The organism is Saccharothrix sp. AJ9571, assembly GCF_021725495.1.
In the GTDB taxonomy this organism is placed as follows: Bacteria; Actinomycetota; Actinomycetes; order Mycobacteriales; family Pseudonocardiaceae; genus Amycolatopsis; species Amycolatopsis magusensis.
The window spans coordinates 9,752,294-9,769,925 of sequence record NZ_CP091382.1; the positions used below are offsets into that span (position 1 = coordinate 9,752,294).

At 67.6% G+C, this 17,632-nt stretch carries 15 protein-coding genes, 18 tRNA genes and 2 pseudogenes; 9 read left to right on the forward strand and 26 right to left on the reverse strand.

Annotated features, from left to right (window positions below; genetic code table 11):
* Positions 1-14 precede the first annotated feature (14 nt).
* Positions 15-287, forward strand: coding sequence for a response regulator transcription factor (locus L3Q67_RS44315; RefSeq protein WP_499187378.1), 273 nt, complete (start codon positions 15-17; stop codon positions 285-287).
* A gap of 429 nt (positions 288-716) precedes the next feature.
* Positions 717-1,049 carry a hypothetical protein gene (locus L3Q67_RS44320; protein ID WP_499187379.1) on the forward strand — a complete coding sequence of 111 codons (333 nt, stop codon included), beginning with the start codon at positions 717-719 and terminating at the stop codon, positions 1,047-1,049.
* 653 nt (positions 1,050-1,702) lie between these two features.
* On the opposite strand, the gene L3Q67_RS44325 is transcribed toward L3Q67_RS44320, so the two are convergent.
* The 18 genes from L3Q67_RS44325 to L3Q67_RS44410 all read right to left on the reverse strand — a co-directional run bounded on the left by L3Q67_RS44325 (position 1,703) and on the right by L3Q67_RS44410 (position 4,135).
* Positions 1,703-1,779, reverse strand: a tRNA-His gene (locus L3Q67_RS44325).
* Between the two features lie 5 nt (positions 1,780-1,784).
* Positions 1,785-1,848, reverse strand: a tRNA-Asn gene (locus L3Q67_RS44330).
* 16 nt (positions 1,849-1,864) lie between these two features.
* Positions 1,865-1,955, reverse strand: a tRNA-Leu gene (locus L3Q67_RS44335).
* 5 nt (positions 1,956-1,960) lie between these two features.
* Positions 1,961-2,032, reverse strand: a tRNA-Gln gene (locus tag L3Q67_RS44340).
* A 13-nt stretch (positions 2,033-2,045) separates the two neighbouring features.
* Positions 2,046-2,120 (reverse strand) — tRNA-Gln (locus L3Q67_RS44345).
* 6 nt (positions 2,121-2,126) lie between these two features.
* Positions 2,127-2,200: transfer RNA gene (locus L3Q67_RS44350), tRNA-Leu, on the reverse strand.
* 32 nt (positions 2,201-2,232) lie between these two features.
* Positions 2,233-2,308 (reverse strand) — tRNA-Thr (locus tag L3Q67_RS44355).
* Between the two features lie 13 nt (positions 2,309-2,321).
* Positions 2,322-2,389, reverse strand: a tRNA-Leu gene (locus tag L3Q67_RS44360).
* Between the two features lie 218 nt (positions 2,390-2,607).
* A tRNA-Glu gene (locus tag L3Q67_RS44365) sits at positions 2,608-2,680 on the reverse strand.
* 41 nt (positions 2,681-2,721) lie between these two features.
* Positions 2,722-2,798: transfer RNA gene (locus tag L3Q67_RS44370), tRNA-Pro, on the reverse strand.
* A 27-nt stretch (positions 2,799-2,825) separates the two neighbouring features.
* Positions 2,826-2,898 (reverse strand) — tRNA-Asp (locus L3Q67_RS44375).
* Between the two features lie 32 nt (positions 2,899-2,930).
* Positions 2,931-3,004 (reverse strand) — tRNA-Arg (locus L3Q67_RS44380).
* A gap of 46 nt (positions 3,005-3,050) precedes the next feature.
* A tRNA-Glu gene (locus tag L3Q67_RS44385) sits at positions 3,051-3,122 on the reverse strand.
* A 5-nt stretch (positions 3,123-3,127) separates the two neighbouring features.
* A tRNA-Gly gene (locus L3Q67_RS44390) sits at positions 3,128-3,200 on the reverse strand.
* 34 nt (positions 3,201-3,234) lie between these two features.
* Positions 3,235-3,312: transfer RNA gene (locus L3Q67_RS44395), tRNA-Arg, on the reverse strand.
* A gap of 5 nt (positions 3,313-3,317) precedes the next feature.
* Positions 3,318-3,400 (reverse strand) — tRNA-Tyr (locus L3Q67_RS44400).
* Positions 3,401-3,547: 147 nt separating this feature from the next.
* Positions 3,548-3,617 (reverse strand) — tRNA-Trp (locus tag L3Q67_RS44405).
* Positions 3,618-3,982: 365 nt separating this feature from the next.
* Positions 3,983-4,135, reverse strand: coding sequence for a hypothetical protein (locus L3Q67_RS44410; RefSeq protein ID WP_499187380.1), 153 nt, complete (start codon positions 4,133-4,135; stop codon positions 3,983-3,985).
* A 436-nt stretch (positions 4,136-4,571) separates the two neighbouring features.
* Here L3Q67_RS44410 and L3Q67_RS44415 point away from each other — a divergent pair, with 436 nt between their 5' ends.
* Complete coding sequence (locus tag L3Q67_RS44415) at positions 4,572-5,105, forward strand: hypothetical protein (RefSeq protein WP_499187381.1); 534 nt, start codon at positions 4,572-4,574, stop codon at positions 5,103-5,105.
* A 754-nt stretch (positions 5,106-5,859) separates the two neighbouring features.
* On the opposite strand, the gene L3Q67_RS44420 is transcribed toward L3Q67_RS44415, so the two are convergent.
* On the reverse strand, positions 5,860-6,078 hold the full coding sequence (locus L3Q67_RS44420; protein ID WP_499187382.1) for a hypothetical protein: 219 nt from the start codon (positions 6,076-6,078) through the stop codon (positions 5,860-5,862).
* Between the two features lie 302 nt (positions 6,079-6,380).
* Here L3Q67_RS44420 and L3Q67_RS44425 point away from each other — a divergent pair, with 302 nt between their 5' ends.
* Entirely contained in the window at positions 6,381-6,782 is a 402-nt protein-coding gene (locus tag L3Q67_RS44425) for a hypothetical protein (protein WP_499187383.1), read from the forward strand.
* A 78-nt stretch (positions 6,783-6,860) separates the two neighbouring features.
* Here L3Q67_RS44425 and L3Q67_RS44430 read toward each other — a convergent pair whose 3' ends face one another.
* Positions 6,861-7,274 (reverse strand): VOC family protein, encoded by a 414-nt coding sequence (locus L3Q67_RS44430; RefSeq protein WP_499187384.1) that lies wholly within the window; start codon positions 7,272-7,274, stop codon positions 6,861-6,863.
* Between the two features lie 763 nt (positions 7,275-8,037).
* Complete coding sequence (locus L3Q67_RS44435) at positions 8,038-8,355, reverse strand: DUF6401 family natural product biosynthesis protein (protein ID WP_499187385.1); 318 nt, start codon at positions 8,353-8,355, stop codon at positions 8,038-8,040.
* A gap of 883 nt (positions 8,356-9,238) precedes the next feature.
* Here L3Q67_RS44435 and L3Q67_RS44440 point away from each other — a divergent pair.
* Positions 9,239-9,562 carry a helix-turn-helix domain-containing protein gene (locus tag L3Q67_RS44440; protein WP_499187386.1) on the forward strand — a complete coding sequence of 108 codons (324 nt, stop codon included), beginning with the start codon at positions 9,239-9,241 and terminating at the stop codon, positions 9,560-9,562.
* Between the two features lie 352 nt (positions 9,563-9,914).
* On the opposite strand, the gene L3Q67_RS44445 is transcribed toward L3Q67_RS44440, so the two are convergent.
* Both L3Q67_RS44445 and L3Q67_RS44450 read right to left on the reverse strand, forming a co-directional pair.
* Positions 9,915-11,114: a PP2C family protein-serine/threonine phosphatase gene (locus L3Q67_RS44445; protein WP_499187387.1), complete on the reverse strand. Its 1,200-nt coding sequence runs from the start codon at positions 11,112-11,114 to the stop codon at positions 9,915-9,917.
* A 100-nt stretch (positions 11,115-11,214) separates the two neighbouring features.
* A pseudogene (locus L3Q67_RS44450) lies at positions 11,215-11,394 on the reverse strand (hypothetical protein); the annotation flags it as partial.
* A gap of 13 nt (positions 11,395-11,407) precedes the next feature.
* Between L3Q67_RS44450 and L3Q67_RS44455 the strand changes: the two are divergent.
* The 3 genes and pseudogenes from L3Q67_RS44455 to L3Q67_RS44465 all read left to right on the forward strand — a co-directional run.
* Positions 11,408-11,638, forward strand: a pseudogene (locus L3Q67_RS44455) (winged helix-turn-helix domain-containing protein); the annotation flags it as partial.
* Positions 11,635-13,008, forward strand: coding sequence for a sensor histidine kinase family protein (locus L3Q67_RS44460; RefSeq protein ID WP_499187388.1), 1,374 nt, complete (start codon positions 11,635-11,637; stop codon positions 13,006-13,008). The pseudogene L3Q67_RS44455 and the gene L3Q67_RS44460, both read left to right, overlap by 4 nt.
* The gene (locus tag L3Q67_RS44465; protein WP_499187389.1) at positions 13,005-13,451 is read left to right on the forward strand and encodes a GerMN domain-containing protein; all 447 of its coding nucleotides are present in this window, start codon (positions 13,005-13,007) and stop codon (positions 13,449-13,451) included. The genes L3Q67_RS44460 and L3Q67_RS44465 overlap by 4 nt, the downstream gene beginning before the upstream one ends.
* Positions 13,452-13,857: 406 nt before the next feature.
* Here the strand turns inward: L3Q67_RS44465 and L3Q67_RS44470 are convergent.
* Positions 13,858-13,931: transfer RNA gene (locus L3Q67_RS44470), tRNA-Ile, on the reverse strand.
* A gap of 88 nt (positions 13,932-14,019) precedes the next feature.
* Between L3Q67_RS44470 and L3Q67_RS44475 the strand changes: the two genes are divergently transcribed.
* Positions 14,020-14,445: a nitroreductase family deazaflavin-dependent oxidoreductase gene (locus L3Q67_RS44475; protein ID WP_499187390.1), complete on the forward strand. Its 426-nt coding sequence runs from the start codon at positions 14,020-14,022 to the stop codon at positions 14,443-14,445.
* Positions 14,446-14,909: 464 nt separating this feature from the next.
* Here L3Q67_RS44475 and L3Q67_RS44480 read toward each other — a convergent pair whose 3' ends face one another.
* Together L3Q67_RS44480 and L3Q67_RS44485 are read right to left on the reverse strand one after the other, a co-directional pair.
* Positions 14,910-15,641 (reverse strand): hypothetical protein, encoded by a 732-nt coding sequence (locus L3Q67_RS44480; RefSeq protein WP_499187391.1) that lies wholly within the window; start codon positions 15,639-15,641, stop codon positions 14,910-14,912.
* Between the two features lie 32 nt (positions 15,642-15,673).
* Positions 15,674-17,623 carry a glycoside hydrolase family 31 protein gene (locus tag L3Q67_RS44485; protein WP_499187392.1) on the reverse strand — a complete coding sequence of 650 codons (1,950 nt, stop codon included), beginning with the start codon at positions 17,621-17,623 and terminating at the stop codon, positions 15,674-15,676.
* Positions 17,624-17,632 lie beyond the last annotated feature (9 nt).

Here is a 17,632-nt window from a genome sequence, read left to right on the forward strand (position 1 = left end):
CGGACGGAAGCGCGGTGCTCTCGCCCACCGTCACCAAGCGGGTCATCGACACCTTCGCCGACAAGCATTCCCCAGACACCCGCGCCGCCAAGGAACGCCTGGCCGCTCTCACCGAGCGCGAACGAGAGGTCGCCCGGACGGTGGCCCGGGGGCTGGCCAACGCGGAGATCGCCAGGGAACTCGGCATGACCGAAACCACGGTCAAGGCCCGCATCAGCCGGTCACTCACCAAACTCGGACTGACCAACCGGGTACAAATCGCGCTACTCGTCCGCGACGCCGGCTAGTCGGGCACCGGGCGAGCGGGGAACGTTCACCGGCTCGATCGTGATGCTCGAGGCCTTCGGCGGGCACCCGTAGAGCTACGTTCTTCAAGGTCGGACTTTTCGCGTAGCGAGGGCACCTGATTGATCTCAGGCTCTGGCAACTGCGCGACACGGGCACATTCCGCCCAGCACTGTCCCTTCACCTGCCGCCTTGAATCGACCGGGGTCGGACTTACACGGCGGCAGCATGGTGCTCAGCGGCCTCTCCCTCGGTCGGCCATCCCTCCCATCGGCTTCGGTCACGTCCGGCCACCACTTCGTCGCCGACGCCCGCGTGCGCTCCAGCAGTGGGCTCGCTCACCCGCGAGGCCCTGTTCGCGTCTTGGTGACAGCACCGTGACAGAGACGGTTTCTAACTTTCGAGGTCCATTCGAAAGTCAAGGGAGAACAATGAAGAAGTCCCTGTTCGCGCTGGCCGTGCTGCCCGCCGCCGGCGCACTGGCCGCTCTGGGCGCGGGCACCGCCTCCGCCACCACCACGACCACCACCAGCGCGGCGTCCTCGATCCAGGCGATGGCGAACTGCGATCCCATCTGGAGGCTCGCCGACCGGGCCGGGGGCAACTGCCACGACATCGCGTTCCGGGTGGGTGTCCGGTGCAAGTCGACCAGCGGTGACTGGCTGACCTTCTTCAGCGACTGGCACCAGCCGGGCAACCCCGGGACGGCCTTCTGCCCGGGCGGCTGGGAGTCCGTGAGCGCTGCCTACGACCTCCCCGAATAGTCTCGAGAACGGCCTTCCCGGTGATCACCGCCGGGAAGGCCGCCCCACCCCGACCTGCTCGACCAGCGCTCCATCCGAGTGCGCGGCGAGGCGGTCGATGCTCTTCTCGACGCAGGTCTCATCCTTGGCATACCACCGCAGCAACCCGTTCGGGATTTCCTCCGCCCAGGCGAGGACCTCATCACCCCAGCGCTGGCACTCCTCGGTGGCGACCTCGCGCCAGCAGCAGCCGGAGGTCCGGCCGGGAAAGGGACGAGGTGGCGGAGCCCAGGTGTCTGTGCCGCCCGGCTCGGGCGGATGCGCGTCCCCGCGCTGACCGGCGTCGCCGGGTGCGCAACCCGTTCCGCGAAGCGGGGTTGCGGGCCCGGGCGCGCGGTCGGCTGCGGCTGCGCGCAGCCGCCGAGCGGAGGCACGTCCGGATCTGCACAGCGGAGCTGGACATCGGCGGAGACCCACCCGGGAGTCGAACCCGGTGATCACCACGGCTTTGCAGGCCGCGTCACGACCGTCGTGAAGTGGGCCGAACAGGCACTGGCGCGAACGCCAGGCCGGGGTCGCGCGCCGTGGTGTCGATCCACGTCGGCAGGGCTTATGAGGCCCCGCTGGCTGCCGAACCGCGCGCGGTGCCGCCACGGGATGCCCCGTGGTGGAATTGGGGTGGCCGACCGGACTCGCACCGGCTTCACCCGGGGTCACAACCCGGGGCCTCGTCTACTTCGGCGTCGGCCACAGTCGTCCCACCAGGAGTCGAACCTGGTGCCTCCCGATCAACAGTCGGGTGCGCAGCCTGTTGCGCCTCGAGGGAATGAACGTGGTGGTGCCCCCGGCAGGAGTCGAACCTGCATGCCCGCCAGCGCGGGCGCGCGGGTTTGAGCCGCGTGCGTCTGCCTGTTCCGCCACAGGGGCTTGCGCTGCCCGCCGAGGATTCGAACCTCGCTTTCCGCGATCAGAGCGCGGTGTCGTGCCATCTGGACCAACGGGCATCGGGGGTGCAGCTGGCTCCCGGTCCAGGGATCGAACCTGGGCTCACGGATCCAAAGTCCGGCGTGCTGCCAGCTACACCAACCGGGAATGTGCGTGCCCCACCAGGATTCGAACCTGGACTGGCCGCGTTCTGAACGCGGTGCCTCTTCCGGTGGGCTACAGGGGCGTCGTCCGCGCCCGGGCGAGCCGGACGGGGCGGTGGAGCCGCACCTGGGAGTCGAACCCAGTGCCTCCCGTTTACGAGACGGGCGCTCGGCCGGGTGAGCTTGTGCGGCGAGTCGTATCGCGTGGGGCCCCGGGGAATCGAACCCCCGACTGGACTGGTCCTCGGCCAGATGCCTCTGCCGTTGGGCTAGTACACGGCGCTTGCGCCGCGGTGGTCGTCGAGATATGCGTGGTGGCTCCCCAGGGACTCGAGCCTGACCACCGGGACTTCACTCCGGTGCTCTGCCTGCTGAGCCAAAGAACCGTGCGGGAAAGTCGTCATCGGAGCTGGAGCACCACGCCCGAAGGCGAGCCCTCCACCCCGAGCGGGCCACCCTCGGGACCCGGTGACGAGCCGGGACCCCTCGCGTAGCGCGTACGGGATTCGAACCCGTGTCTCCCGGGCGAGAACCGGGAATCCGTGCCAACTGGACCAACGCGCCATTCGACCGATGTCCAGCGGCCAAGCCGCTTGGATGGGCCGTGGTCGGATGCCCGCGAGTCGAACGCGGTGACTCCTGATCCCAAATCAGGTGGGGTCGCCAGTGCCCCTCGCATCCGGTGCGATCGGCACGTGCCGACCTTGAGCGCTCACGACGGGACTCGAACCCGCGATCCCCGCATGGACAGTGCGGTGCCCTCGCCGCTGGGCCACGTGAGCATTGGGACTCCGGCGATTCGCGCGCCGGCCAGTACCCCTGCCAGGACTCGAACCTGGGGCCTTCGCATTCGTAGTGCGACGCTCTGTCCTGCTGAGCTACAGGGGTGAGGCGGACCGTTGGCGCCGAAGCCGATGCCCGGTGGTCCGCGAGGTAGCGCGTACGGGATTCGAACCCGCGCCGCCCGGGGTGAAAACCCGGTGTCCTTCCCATAGACGAACGCGCCATGCGAGCGGCCGGAGGGCATCGAACCCTCTGCTTCGGTTTGGAAGACCGACGTGTCCGCCGAGTTCACCACGACCGCACGATCGCGCCGGGCCTGCCTCGGCCGCCGACGCTGGTGCCCCCAGCAGGACTCGAACCTGCGCCCATCGGCTTAGAAGGCCGCTGCTCTCTCTCCGCTGAGCTACGGGGGCTGGGGTGGTGAAGGAGGGAGTCGAACCCCCTGTGTCACGAGGACGCCCGGTTTACGGCCGGGTGGGGCTCCGACAGCCCATCTTCACCGGTGGGCCCGGCCGCGCTGCGGCGGCCGGGCCCGGTGCTCGCCCTGGCCACCGGTGCGGCGACGGGGACGAGCCTGGGGAAATGTCTTGCTCCGCTGTGTAGATGTCAATGAACTGCACCGGCCCAACGTGAATGGGCGGCGCGACGCACCGGCGGAGGGAGTCGAACCCCCGGCAGACGGTTTTGGAGACCGCCGCGCTACCGCTAGCTCGCCGATAGAAATTAATCGTTTCGGGTACTCTAAATAGAGAAAGCCGCCCGGATCGGTTTCCCGATGGGCGGCTCCCTCGACATGACGAGATCTACGTCATGGTGGGGAGCCCGCGTCGCCCAGAAGGCTCTCTTCTTGCCAAGACAAGGGCTTCTGGTGGTCATCGTTCGACGTACACGCGAAAGCGATCGCAGCGGCCGGATACTGGCGTCGCGTCCCTCGCTCCCGCATGGTCGTCATGGCTGCTCCTTCGTTCGCTGTGTGTATTCATCATCGCCCATGAGTCCGCCCCGGTCAATCGTATTTAGCGGAAAGTCGAGCACCTGGTTGTCCGGCACGATCTGGCCTCCCAATTCCGGAAGACGGGGCAGTCATGCCCACCGGTCGGCGTAGCCCCCAGAACGCCGCCAGCGGGAACAGCGCGCGCAGCGGGTCAGCAGCGCCGGGTCGTCGCCGGGCAAGAGAGCGGCGCAGGCGTCCGCGAGCGCGTGCCGCGGGTCGGTGGTGGCGACACGGTAGGCCATGATGGCCGATCTGCGCTGGCCCGGGGGAACACCTATGTGTACCCCGCGGCCTCCGGGGGAACCATATTCGTTCACTGCTGAGAGGTTCGGCAAAGCACGGTCGAATAGATCGTTATACACGGCGGTGGATGTGTGCGCGTGGCGGCCCCGGGAGCCCAGCGTAGACACTGGCCGGTGGCGGGAGATTTTTGACGGGGTGACGGCTTGGGCGGTGGGCCGGTTCGGGCGGATGGAGCCGCGTTGGCGGGCGTGGGCGTTGGTGCTGGGGTTGTTGTCGGATTTTGCCGCGCAAGAATTGCTGGACCTTGGCGGAGCAGGCCGGGGATGCCACTCCGGATGCATGCAGCATCTGCTGTCCACGGGCGGTGTGGGACGCCGTTTCAGGCTGCCCTGAAAGGGCTCGACAGCAAATCGCGCCCCATGCAATCGTCCTATCGTGAAAACTGGACACAAGAAAAGGGCGGCCATCGTTGCCGGACTGGTCAGCGTCGCCAGCCTGATCGGCTCGGGAAGCGCCTCAGCCGCGCCACAGCCCGATGCCGCAACGGGCAAATATTGCGTGACCACGCTGAAGAAACTCCAACCAGGCGAGGCCACCTCCAAGGTCACCTCCCGACGGTGCAGCGACGATTCGGCCACTTTCGAGATGGCCAAGAGCTCCGGTATCGCACTTGCCTTCCTGCACGAACACAACGACCTGGGCGGCAACTGGGAGATCTATCAGGGCGACGACGGGCCTTGTGACGCCTCCGGCTACGGCATCGACTGGGTCGGCGCCGTCATGCACCACAAGACGTCCTCCATCCTGATCGATAACTGGTGCAACAGCCTCACCCTGTTCCAAAATTCCTACCGGGACCCTTCAGCGGGCTCGGCTTACATTTCCCAGCCCGGCTGGCAGGCTAGCAGCTGGAATTCGCTGCCGCAGTTCAATGATCGAACGGCCTCCTTCAACATCTTCCGTCGCTGACCCGGCAATCAAAGAATTACCCATTCAGCGATGTGCACAGAAGTACCGATCAGATTCCAGCGCGTAGGAATTTTCTTCATGAGATAGCAGCAAGAAAAGGGCGACCATCGTCGCCGGACTGGTCAGCGTCACCAGCCTGATCAGCTCGGGCAGCGCCTCAGCCGCGCCACAGCCCGATACCGCGCCGGGCAAATACTACGTGACCACGCTCAAGAAGCTCAAGCCGGGCAGGACGGGCCCTGTGACTACGGCATCAACTCGGTCGGCTTCGAAATGGAAAACGCGACTTCGTCACTCATTACCATTCGTGGTGCAACGACGTGACGTTGTACAACTGGGTCGGACGTGACCCGGGCGGTGGCACCTACCGGCTGAGGAGTCTTGGCATCGAAATCTCCGGCTGCCGCACCGTGGCTCAGGTGCCCCCGTCGGCACCGCTGCCGGACTCTGCGGACCCGGCGGTACCGCCCCGGCGCCTGATCCGGTTGAGGGTGAACCACGTACTGACGAGTCCGACCGGGACCACCACCAGTTCCCAGAAGACGATTTCGCCCGTGGTCGCCCCGTCGCGCCTCACCGCGATGTACCACGCAACGCCGGCGTACACGACTGCCGCGGCGAGCATGACCCACCAGCGATGCCTGGCGGCCCAGGAATCCAACCTGGCCGACCGCTCACGGTCGAGTCGCGCGGCGCGGGGAGACCGGAATTTATGCCCCAGCTTCCGTCCTAGCTGCAGTCCGACCACGGCCCATCACCGCTTCTCGTATTCGACCACTTCGGTCGCCCCACGCTTGCCGAAAGCCGCCCACAGGTTGAATCCGATAATGGCGAGGCCACCGGCTACCCAGAGCCAGATGAACGGTCCACCTTTGCCGATTCCGCCAAGGACAACGAAGAGAATGACAGCCACGCCGAAAATCGCGCCCAAGATGGCAGCGGGTTTCGACGGTCTGACCTTGAACGACGACATTCCACTCACCCTTCCCAGCGATCCCTACATAACTTCAGGCGAATGTTTCGTGGTGGAAGGTTCCCCGTCGTCAGCCGATGTCAAACCGGATTGCCCCCGCATTGCTTGATCTTACTCCCTTCGCACCATCGGGTAGGACCGTTAGGGCTAACGCGCAGCTGACCGGCGACGTCGGGGATCTGCTAAGCCCGCGCACCCGCCCGCCTAGGGTCACCGGCAGGCCTCAACGGAGCCGCGGCATCGTCCAGAACCCACCTGACCATGCCGTTCGCCCCGAGCGGCGCCGGTGTCCGCGTGGACTGATGACCACAATCCACAGCCACACCGACGACCAGCCTGGCCTGAACAATCCGCAGCAGGATCCTCGTTGGGCCCGATCCGCCGCAGTCGACATGATCTCCACCAGCACCGCCAAGGCCATCGCCGGCCTGGCGGGCAAGTTCGCTTCCGCTGTTCGGTCGGAGCCGCCAGTCGGCTTCGTCAGTGATGGCGGGCTGCTCCGGTGGCCTGTCCCGATTCGGTCGTCCGCGAACCTGCGCGAGCGGCGGGCGCGCCGGTGCGGTGCTGGGGTTCGTCAGGCGGCGCAGAGGTCGGCGGCGCGAAACAGCCGACCGCCGCGGACAAACTCGGGGTTCAGGCGCACGACACCGCCAACCGACGGCTCCTCGCCGTCCTCACCTACCTCGGCCACTCCCCCTGGCTGACCGCAGGACCACACCACGATGGCAAGCAATCCGGTGGACGCCAGCGGCGCCGAGGGCTCTGGTCCGATACGGATTCGGTCAGGCGACAAAGATGCAGAAAGGGTGGCCTGCCGGATCGGCGAACACATACAATGGTTCCTCAGGATCCTCATGCCGGTCGAACAGCAACTCGGCGCCCAATGACTCCGCTCTACCCCGTTGACGTTGCAACTCAGCCAGCGTCGGAACCGTCAAATCGAGGTGCGACTGCATGGGGATGGTGTGCTCGGGCCACGTCGTCCGAGGTAGCCGGTCCACCCGTTGGAACGCGAGCTTGTTCACCCCGGCCGAATCCCGGAGCACCAACCAATCCGGCTCGTCCGACCCGCTCGCCGACGGCAGTTCATCCCCTGGCCGATACACCAAACCGAGCAACTGTCGGTAGAACTCAGCGAGCCCGCGCGGGTCGGTGGTGTCCAGCACGGTGTGCAGCAGGCTGGGGTACTCGGTCATTGGTCTCCTCAAGGAACACGGTTAGTACCCCACTCTAAAACCATCTTCCCCGCTCAGCACGGCGCAGTAGACCTGGGCCCGTGGCGCGGTATTGCTCGATCTCCTACGTCTCCGGCAGCCGGATAACTCAGCTTGATGCGGAAGCGGCCTACGCTTGACTCGGCTTGAATCAGTTCGGCTGTCGACGGAGAAGTGTGGGCGTGATGTCCAGTGGTGGCGGTCGCACTGACCGTGCCGGGAGTGTTCGGGCGGGCCGGTAGCACGCTGGCGGAACCGTGCCTGGCGTATGCGAGATCCTGGGGGTACCTGCTCCGCCGAGCACGATCTTCGCCCTGTCAGTGGTGGCGGTTTCGCGGTCGATCTCGGCCTGCTCGAGGGCTGCCGGTAGGCACTCGCCCGAAGGTACCTCTCGGTGCGCGCCAGGCACTGCCGTGCTCGATCCAAAGTGGCTTGCGCGAGTTCGATCTGCTCGGCACTGCGGGCGACGCATTGTCGGCCGCGCTCGCCCAACCGCCGCTGACGGTCCACCGTGCTTCTTCGCGGGCATCGGCGACCGACTCCCGTTCATCTCACCACACATTCCGAAGCCAGGTTTGATTCGATACGGCGGCTGGCCTGGCGGGGTCGCCGTGGGGATGCGGGCCGGTCCTGGCGGAAGGGCAGCCGGGCCGACATGGCCCCGCGCCTGCCCTGTACCTGCACACCGGTCAGTGAAGCCCACCGATCCATCGCAGGTTCCCCGATGGGGTTGGGCAGGCGTGGTTCAAGCGATGAGTCCCTCGTCAAGAGCGAGCTGGCAGGCGGCGGCGATGCGGATGGTGAACCAGTCCAGGCCGGTGCCGTGGACGGGGGCGAGCGGCAGGGCGTCGCCCGGCAGGTTCGTGCCGAGGTAATCCAGGGCGCGACCGAGCACGTGCAGGTAGAGGGTGAGAGTGGCGCGGTCCGGCGGCGTGCCGGCGAGAGCGAGTTCGGTTCGGATCTCGTCCCGGTGATGGTCCAGGACCGCCGAGCACCATGAGTCGGCTCGCAGAGCGGCGATGGTGGAGCGGACCGGGCCGGTCATCCAGATCTCCAGCGTCACCGGTTAGCTCATGTCAGCGATCCTCTCGTGATCCGGCCAGGTGGCGCGTGGTCCCGCCTGACCTGCGACTTCGGGGATAAGACACTCGGCCTCCAGCTGCGGAGGAAATCTATGCCGGGCGGGGTAGACATTCGCCGCCGGGTGTGTGTAGTGTTCTGCTCGTACGGAGAGAGACAACGTCAAGTGGCGCGGGAGAGGACGTAACTACCCGCGATATGAGACAGGACGGTCACGCGAGGCGGAACCCAGGCAGGATCGGGATTCCGGCCGTGACCGGGAGCAGTACCCGTGGACCACGCAGTGAAGACGGAAGTACCGGTCCCGGTCAAGTAGTGCAAGACGCGGACGGAGCAACAGCGTCCGTGGAAGTGCAGTGATGGCGATACCGTAGTTCGCAGTATCTCGTAGTATGCAGTGAAGTTCGCAGTACGAAGTGAAGTTTGCAGTTTTGCAGTATGCAGTGAAGTTCGCAGTATGAAGTGAATACGGCCGGGTGTGCCGAAGCCGAGCAGGATTTTGTGGCTCCGGCGCACCGGGCCTGCGGCACCACGCGTGCTGGGGCCGATCTCGGTAAGGGGTTCTGGCCGGTGGTGATCGCGACAGCAGTGCAAGGTAAGGAAGAAACACAGGATAGAAGGGAAAGGGCGCATCATTGGATCGCCCGCCGCGGCTGTGCAGCAGGGCCGCGCGGGTACCGCAGTCCCATCGGATTGGCAGGTGGTTCTCGGTTACGAATCAGCGATCCCCGCACAACCGGTCTCACGGCTGGGCTCCGCGGGTGTAATTCACCGGCCGTCGGGCCGGTTGACAATGGTGAACTCTCGACCCCTGGAACCCCGGGTGCCGTGTCGGCACCCGGGGTTCTTCGTGATGTGGAGGTGGAATGATCCCTGACCAACAAGACCCGGTCGCGACCGGCAAGTTCGATGACGAGCACTACCCGGCCTACACCATGGGGCGGGCCGCCGACATGCTCGGCACCAGCCAGAATTTCCTGCGCAGCCTGGACGGAGCCGGTGTGATCGAACCGCAGCGCTCCGCCGGCGGGCATCGCCGCTATTCCCGCCACCAGTTGCGCATCGCCGCGCGGGTGCGGGAACTGGTCGATCAGGGCACCGCCGTCGACGCGGCGTGCCGCATCGTCTCCCTCGAAGACCAGCTTCACCAAGCCCAGCACCGCGACGTGGGCAGGCAACTTCAACACTGAGAACGTGGGGGGTACCGCCGGGCACCGGTGGTACACCCGCAACAGGCACGCAGTGCAAGCGCAACGTTCTATCCGAATGTGGGCCTCACGCGGCACAGGACACACCGCGAGGGCGGCATCCGCTCTTCCCACTCAGTCTTCACCGCACTCGACGCCGTCAACCTGCGTGTAGTACCGACCGTGACCGTCACACTCGCGGTGGCGCCGGAGGTTGCGGCTGATCGGTGGGGTGTTCTTGCGATGTGCCGCGGACCGCATTGGATCGGGGCGCGGCTGGGCGTGCCAGTCCGCACTGGCGCGCGTGTGCGGGCCCGCCATCGCCCTCTACCCCGCGGATAGCCGCGACAATCTACTAGGCGGGCGAGGCGGTGTCCGTGTCGGCGCCATTGTCGGCTTGGCGTTCGGTGCGGAAGGTCCCGTGCCAGTCCAGGCACAGCACGGTGGCGTCGTCCTGCAGCTGGTTCCGGCAGGCGTACCTCACCGCCCTGGTCACCGCCCGCACCACTTCTCTGGAGTGCAGCTCCTCGGTCTCGCGGAGCAGAGCGGGCAAGTCGGCGTTGGCGGCGTCGCGTTCGAACATGCCGTCGGTGAGCAGCACCAGCCGGTCACCGGGGCGCAGGTCCAGCCGTTGCACCCGGTACTGGTACGGCTGGACGCCGAAGAGCCGGTCGATCTCGAGCTCGATCGGCTCCACCACACCGTCGCGCAGCAGCAGCGGTGCGGGGTGCCCGGCGTTGACCAGCTCGACCCGCCCGCTTTGCAGATCCACGCGCAGCAGCAGCCCGGTCGCCAGCGATAACTTCTCGCCGTGGTCGAGCAGTGCCTGGTTGGCCTGCCGTGCCTGTTCTGCCAGGTCGTGACCGGCTCGGCGGGCCCCGCGCAGCGCACCGACCAGCAGGGTCGCGGTCAGTGCCGAGGCCACGTCGTGACCAGTGGCGTCGGTGATCGACAGGTGCAGGGTGTCGCGGTCCAGGGCGTAGTCGTAGGTGTCGCCGCCGATGTCGTCGGCGGGCACCAGGGCGCCGGCGACGGTGAACTGGGCCGCCTCGCAGCAGGACGCCGAGGGCAGCAGCTGGTGCTGGATCTCCGCGGCCAGGCTCATCGAGGTGGTGCGCCGGCCGGAGTGGTAGACGTCGGTGAAGCGACGGTCGGTGACGATGACGTAGGCCAGCGCGTGCGCGGCCTGCCCCAGCTGCGCCAGCACCTCGTCGTCAAGGGTGGGCACGGTCACTTCCAGCACGCCGACGCAGTCGCCGCGATTGGTCACCGGCAGTACCACCCGCACCCCGTCGTCGTCCTGCTCCAGCCACGATCGCTGGGTGCGCAGCACCTCTTCATAGGCGCTGCCGCGCAGATCGACGCGCCCCGGGGCCTGCGCGGTCGAGGTCAGCCGGACCAGCTGTTCATCGATGAGGTCGACCAGCAGGAACGACACGTCGAAGGCACCCAGCCGCTTCGCCAGGTCGCGCGCGACGACCTCGACCGACTCCACGGGCGGTGCGCTCTCAGCCGCGGCCAGCACATCAGCCGGGCCCAGCACCCCACCGTCCACGGCAACCTCCGATCACTCGGAGCCCACCCAACCACATCACCCGCACCACTGGAGCACAACAACATCACCGTTCACGCACGGCCGCGCACCTCCGGCCCGTTCAATGCCCCCCGGCACGCCCACACCGAGTGTATGAGGCCATGACGTTGGTGACGCCGGCGTGGAGCCGAGATGCTGGTGGCTGATCTCCAGCGGCAGTGTGTGGTCGACGGTAGTTGTAGTGAATGTTCCAGATGGCCGGGGCCGTGGTGCGGTGTTGTTCGCTGGTCCAGGCCCTCGACAGACAACGGGCATCGCTGGCGCCGACGGAACTACGATTGCTGCTGGAGCTTTCGTCGTCGCCCGGCCGCGTGATGTCGCGGCAGCAACTGCTGGAGTCCGTGTGGGGCCAGGACTACCTCGGCGACTCCCGGCTGGTCGACGCCTGCGTGCAGCGGCTGCGTTCGAAGATCGAGCGCGACCCGGCCGCGCCCGTGTACGTCCAGACCGCGCGGGGCTTCGGTTACCGCTTCGGGCCGCTGTGACGCTCCGCCTGCGGCTGCTGCTCGCGTTCGCCTTCCTGACCGTCCTGACCGCGGCGGCCGCGTCGGGCGCGGGGTACGTGCGGGCGCGGGACGCCATCGTGCAGCGCGCCCAGGACAACGTGGTCATCGAGACCACGAACCGCGTCGAGCAGCTCTACCCGCTGCCTGCGCGACCGGTGGACACCGCCACCCTGGAAAATGTCGCAGGAGGGGTCTCCGGCCGTGAAGGGGAGGCTCTGGCTTACGGCAACGGGGTTTCCGCGGGAGGCATGGACCCCTCCGTGATCACGCCCGAGTTGCGGTCCCTGGTCTCGTCGGGACGTGCCGGCTGGCAACGCGTGTCGTACGCGGGCACGGTGTCGCTTGTCATCGGCATGCAGTTGCGGGTGACCGGAGGCGGCCCGTCGGGCATCGAGGTCTACGTGCTGCGGCCGTTCACGTCGGAGATCGCGTTCGTCGACGAACTGGCGCGCAACGCGTGGCTGATCGGCGGTGGCGTGCTGGTCCTGGCGCTGGGGCTGGCTTTGCTCGCCGCACGCGGCGTGCTGAGGCCCGTCCGGGAGCTGCATCTCGCGGCCTGGAAGCTCGGCCAGGGCGAGCTTTCCGCTCGGGTACCGGTGCGCGGGCGGGACGAGCTGGCGTCCGTCGCGTCGACCTTCAACAGCACCGCTTCTTCGTTGGAACGTCACGTCGGCGAGCTGCTGCGGATGGAAGCGGACGCGCGGCGGTTCGTCGCGGACGTCTCGCACGAACTGCGGACACCTTTGGCCGCGATGACCGCTGTGACCGACGTGCTGGACGCGGAGACCGCTTCGCTGCCGGGCGTGGCCGGGCAGGCGGCGCGGCTGGTGAACCGGGAGACGCAGAACCTGACGCGGCTGGTGAACGACCTGATCGAGGTCACCCGGTTCGACTCGGGAACGGCGGCCTTGGCGTTGGACGACGTCGACGTCGCCGAGGCGGTGCGGACCTGCCTGCGCATGCGCGGCTTCGAGATCTCGGCGACGTTGCCCGACGGGGTGCGGGCGCAGCTGGATCCGCGGCGCCTGGACGTGGTCGTGGCGAACCTGGTCGGGAACGCCCTGCGGCACGGTGCTCCGCCGGTGTCCCTGGTGCTGTCGGTCGAGGACTCATTCCTGGTGATCGAGGTCGCCGACGCCGGGCCCGGACTGCCCGCGGAGGTGCTGCCGCACGTGTTCGCGCGGTTCTACAAGGCCGATTCAGCTCGGAAGCGGTCGGAGGGCAGCGGGCTCGGGCTCGCGATCGCGTGGGAGAACGCCCGGCTGCACGGAGGCACGTTGACGGCGACGAACCGCCCCGGCGGCGGGGGGCTGTTCACGCTGCGGATGCCGCTGGGTGGTGCGCCGTGAAGCGTTGGACCTGGGCGTTGCTCGTTCTGGTGCTCACCGGGTGCGGTATTCGCCCGAGCGATCCGATCCCGGGTCTCGAAGCTCCCAGCGGCCCCGTCGAGAACACCTCGCCGTCGCTCTACTGGGTCTCCGAGGGCAGGCTCGTCCCCATCAGCCAGCCGCTGGGCAGCCTGAACGGCTTCGAGGTCATCGCGCTGCTCGCCCAGGGCCCCACCAGCGCCGAGCAGAGCCGCGGCCTCACCACCGAGGTCCCCTTCGACGCCGCGCCCGCCACCGTGCACCGCGTCGCCGACGGCCTCGACGTGAGCATCTCGAGCGACGTCTCGCAGCTCAGCACCCTGGCCGTCCAGCAGATCGTCTGCACGTTCCTTGGCATCCAGGCAGTCGGCACAGTGAACCTGCGCGGCGGCGGCCGTTCGCTGGAGTTGCAGAAGTGCGCTTGAATCGGCGCGCCCAACTGATCACCACAACCGACATCGACCACACCGTCTTCAGCATAATTTGATGATTTGCATATATATATATCTTTACAAATAGCCCACAACACTGACTACGTCAGACGCATTGAGTGGCCGTTCCGTCGTAGCACGCTTTGACAGGCAACACGGAGCAGGAACTATGTCGAATCCTTTGGGCGAGGCTCCCATGCGCCATGAAGCGGCCATGCCACGATCACGGATAGAGCCGCTACGCGAGAGATGCGGCCTTCGGACGGCAGGGCAAGCCCTCGATCGGCCATCCAGCACGCCAGTGAGAACGGAGCCCCCACGGAGCCCACAGCGCCCGACCACCAGCGGCAAGTTAATCGCGATTAGCACTGAACTAGCAGGTCAGTGGCCAGATTCAGGGTGGGCCGGGCGGGGCTCGAACCCGCGGCCAAGGGATTATGAGTCCCCTGCTCTGACCAACTGAGCTACCGGCCCCCGCGAGCCTGCGGGCGCGATGGAGCCCCCGCGGATCGCTGGTCGAACTTACCCCATGGCTGTCGGGGGCCGCAGCTAGGGTGAGCGCATGGCCGAACCGACGGACAGTCCCACCGAATGGGTGGCCCAGCACGTCCAGCGCTACGTCGAGACCGGCGGTGAGCAGGGCGGCGTCTTCCACGGGGTGCCCGCCCTGCTGCTGACCACCCGCGGGCGCAAGAGCGGCCAGTCGCGGCGCACCGCCCTCTACTACGGCGAGGACGACGGCCGGTATGTCGTGGTCGCCTCCAACGGCGGGGCGGCGAAGCATCCCGCCTGGTACCTGAACCTGATCGCCGAGCCGGAGGTCAGGGTGCAAGTGGGCGCGGATGAATTCACCGCCGTCGCCCGGCCCGCAGAGGGCGCGGAATGGGACCGGCTGTGGGAGCTGATGGCGGACATTTTTCCCACCTATCGGTCGTATCGGACGAAGACCGACCGCGAGATTCCGCTGGTGGTGCTCACCCGCAAGTAGGAGCTGGCGCGAGCGTGGGACCCGCGCTCGCGAATGTGGGACTCGGCTGCACGGGCGTGGGTCTCGGCTGCTCGAGTGTGGAACTCGGCTTCCTGAACGTGGAACTCAGATGCCTGAACGTGGGACTCAGGTGCCTGAGCGTGGGACTCAGGTGCCTGAGCGTGGGTTCGACTGCTGGAGTGTGGAGTTCGGGCGCGCGAATGCAGGACTCGGGCGCACGGGTGTGGGACTCGGCTGCGTGAATGTAGAACTCGGGTGCCTGAACGTGGAACTCGGGTGCACGAGTGTGGAACTCAGGCGCCCGAGTGTGGGGTTCGGCGGGCCCGGGCGCGCGAATGCAGGATTCGGGTGGCCCGGGCGAGGGGTTCGGCTGCACGAGTGCGGGTTTCGGGTGTCTGAACGTGGGTTTCGGGTGTTTGAACGTGGGGGTCGGGTGCTGGGTTCGGGGGTTCGGGGGTGGGGGGTTAGTGGGGGCGGAAGGCGGCTACGGCGGTGTGCTGGGGTTGGGCTGGGTCCAGGGAGTAGAGGATTTCGGTGGTGAGGGCGCCGGTGGGGGCGGGGATGACGTAGGGGCGCGCGGGGTCGACGCGTTGTTCGCCGTACGAGGCGAGTTCGGCGGCGCCCGCTTCCGGGGTGGGGCCGAAGAACTTGACGTGGTGCACGGTGAACGAGACGAAACCCAGGCTGATCACCAGGTCGGCCGCGACCGCGGGGCAGACGAGGGTTTTGGACACGTAGGTCCCCGGGGTCAGTTCCACGCTGTTCTCCTCGTTGTCGAACTTCGGGGCGGCGGCGACGCCGAGGTCCCACGGCGTCACGTCGTCGCACGACGGGTTGGGCATGACGGACAGGTGCAGGTGGCTGGTGTGCGGGTTCTCCCCGTAGTAGGGCCGCCACTGCCACGGGCTGGTCCGCGAGTCCGCGATCCGGCGGTCCCAGATCACGTACTTGATCCGCCAGTCCCGGACCTCGATCAGCCGCGCGGCCAGCCAGTGGCAGTCGAGACCACCACCCGGGTCGTGGGTGAAGTCCCTCGCCGTCACGATGCCCGGCCCGTACCACGGGTTGTGGTCGCTGTCGCGGTTCTGGTGCGAGGTGTCCCCGATCGAGCCGTCGCTGGCCCGGTTGCGGTTCGGGGCCAGCGCGTTCAGTTGTGCCAGCAGTTTGTCCAGTGCGTTCGCCACTCGCCACGCCATGCCGGTTACTACGTGCCCGGAACGCCGGTGGATCACCCGGGGATCGGCAACTTCGCTCCGTCACGCAGGAACAACGGGATGCGATCGAGGGGTGCCTCGACCAAGCCGCCGCCGGACACCTCGCCCGTCCACGCGTCCGTCCACTGGGCACCGGAAGGCAGGTGGACGTGCCGGGACGTGGCGCCGGCGTGCAGGATCGGCGCCACCAAAAGGTCCGGGCCGAGCAGGAACTCGTCGTCGACCTCCCACGCGGTGGGATCGTCCGGGAATTCGGTGAACAGGGGGCGCATCGGTGGCGTGCCGTGCTCGTGCGCGGCCCGCATCTGCGTCATCAGGTACGGCCGGATCCGCTCCCGCAACCACAACGCCGAAGCGATCAGCTCCCCCGCCTCCGGCCCGTAGCTCCACACCTCGTTCGGCCCGCCGGTCATCTCCGGCCCGAACGCGCCCCGCGGGTCCCGCACCCCGTGCAACCGGAACAACGGGCAGAACACCCCGTACTGGAACCACCGCACGATCAGCTCCCGGTACTCCGGCGAATCCGGATCACCCCCGTGGAAACCGCCGATGTCCGTGGTCCACCAAGGGATTCCGGAGAGCGCCACGTTCAGGCCCGCCCGCACCTGCGCCCGCAGCGAATCCCACGTCGCCGGGATGTCGCCCGACCACAACGCGGCGCCGTACCGCTGGCTGCCCGCCCAGGCCGAACGGCACAGCAGCACCACGTCGTCGGCACCGGCGGTGCGGCTGCCTTCGTGGAAGGTCTGCGCGCTCGCCAGCGGGTAGAGGTTCGCCACCTCGCTGCCCGGTCCACTGTGGAAGCTCAGGTTGTGCGGGTGCCCCGGCTGCAGCTCGGGTTCGCAGGCGTCCAGCCAGAACGCCCGCACGCCCCGGTCGTAGTAGTTCCGCTTGACCGTCTCCCAGACGAACTCCCGCGCTTCCGGGTTCGTCGGGTCGTAGAAGGTCACCGGCATTTCGACGTCGAATCCCTTGTCGTGCCAGGGCGCGTGCGCGGGGAGGCCGTGCTCGGTGCCCACCAGCAGCCCCCGGTCGCGCATCGCGGCGTAGTTCGAGCTCAGCGGGCTCACCGACGGCCAGATCGACACCATCAACCGGATTCCGAGCGAGTGCAGCTCGGCGATCATCGCGTCGGGGTCCGGCCACTCGGCCGGGTCGAACCGCCAGTCACCCAGGTGCGTCCAGTGGAAGAAGTCCGCCACCAGCACCGACATCGGGAGGCCGCGGCGCTTGTGCTCCCTGGCCACCTCGAGCAGCTCCTGCTGGCTGCGGTAACGCAGCTTCGACTGCCAGAACCCACTCGCCCACTCCGGCAGCATGGGCGTGTGCCCGGTCGCGTCGGCGTAGCGGGACAGGATCTGCAGCGGTGAACCGGCGGTGACCCAGTAGTCGATCTGCCGGGCGGAGTCGGCGACCCAGCGCGTGCCGTTCTCCGCCAGCTCGACCCGGCCGACCGCCGGTGAATTCCACAGTAGACCGTAGCCGCGGCTCGACAGCACGAACGGGATCGACACCTCTCCGTTGCGCTGCACCAGATCGAGCACCATGCCCTTCTGGTCCAGGCGCCCGTGCGTGTGCTGCCCGAGGCCGAAGAACCGCTCCCCCTCGTAGGCGTGGAAGCGCTGTTCCAAGCGGGCGTAGCCGCCACCGCGTTCCTCACGCAGACGCGGACCGGGCCACCAGAAGTGCGCGCGCTGCTCGGAGAACAGCTCCGCGCCGGTGTCCGTGCGCGTGAACGACAGCACCGGGACCACGCCGGTGTCCGTGCCGACCAGTTCCACCGTGGCGGTCAGGGAACCGTTGACCACCCGGTGTTCCGACTCCTCGACCTCGGCCGGTTTCGGCGCGACGAGCGCACCGGGCAGGTCCTCGGTGATGCCGTGCCTGCCCACGCGCACGCGCAGGCTGTCCGGGCCCCACGGCTCGATCCGGATCACCTCGTGGCGGACCCGCACTTCGATCATCTTCGGAAA

Coding starts and splice junctions, on each gene's coding strand:
- L3Q67_RS44440 (WP_499187386.1), top strand. CDS start 9,239: ATGATCCCTGACCAACAAGACCCGGTCGCGACCGGCAAGTTCGATGAC.
- L3Q67_RS44430 (WP_499187384.1), bottom strand. CDS start 7,274: ATGACCGAGTACCCCAGCCTGCTGCACACCGTGCTGGACACCACCGAC.
- L3Q67_RS44410 (WP_499187380.1), bottom strand. CDS start 4,135: ATGGCCTACCGTGTCGCCACCACCGACCCGCGGCACGCGCTCGCGGAC.
- L3Q67_RS44485 (WP_499187392.1), bottom strand. CDS start 17,623: ATGATCGAAGTGCGGGTCCGCCACGAGGTGATCCGGATCGAGCCGTGG.
- L3Q67_RS44425 (WP_499187383.1), top strand. CDS start 6,381: ATGACCACAATCCACAGCCACACCGACGACCAGCCTGGCCTGAACAAT.
- L3Q67_RS44475 (WP_499187390.1), top strand. CDS start 14,020: ATGGCCGAACCGACGGACAGTCCCACCGAATGGGTGGCCCAGCACGTC.
- L3Q67_RS44480 (WP_499187391.1), bottom strand. CDS start 15,641: ATGGCGTGGCGAGTGGCGAACGCACTGGACAAACTGCTGGCACAACTG.
- L3Q67_RS44320 (WP_499187379.1), top strand. CDS start 717: ATGAAGAAGTCCCTGTTCGCGCTGGCCGTGCTGCCCGCCGCCGGCGCA.
- L3Q67_RS44420 (WP_499187382.1), bottom strand. CDS start 6,078: ATGTCGTCGTTCAAGGTCAGACCGTCGAAACCCGCTGCCATCTTGGGC.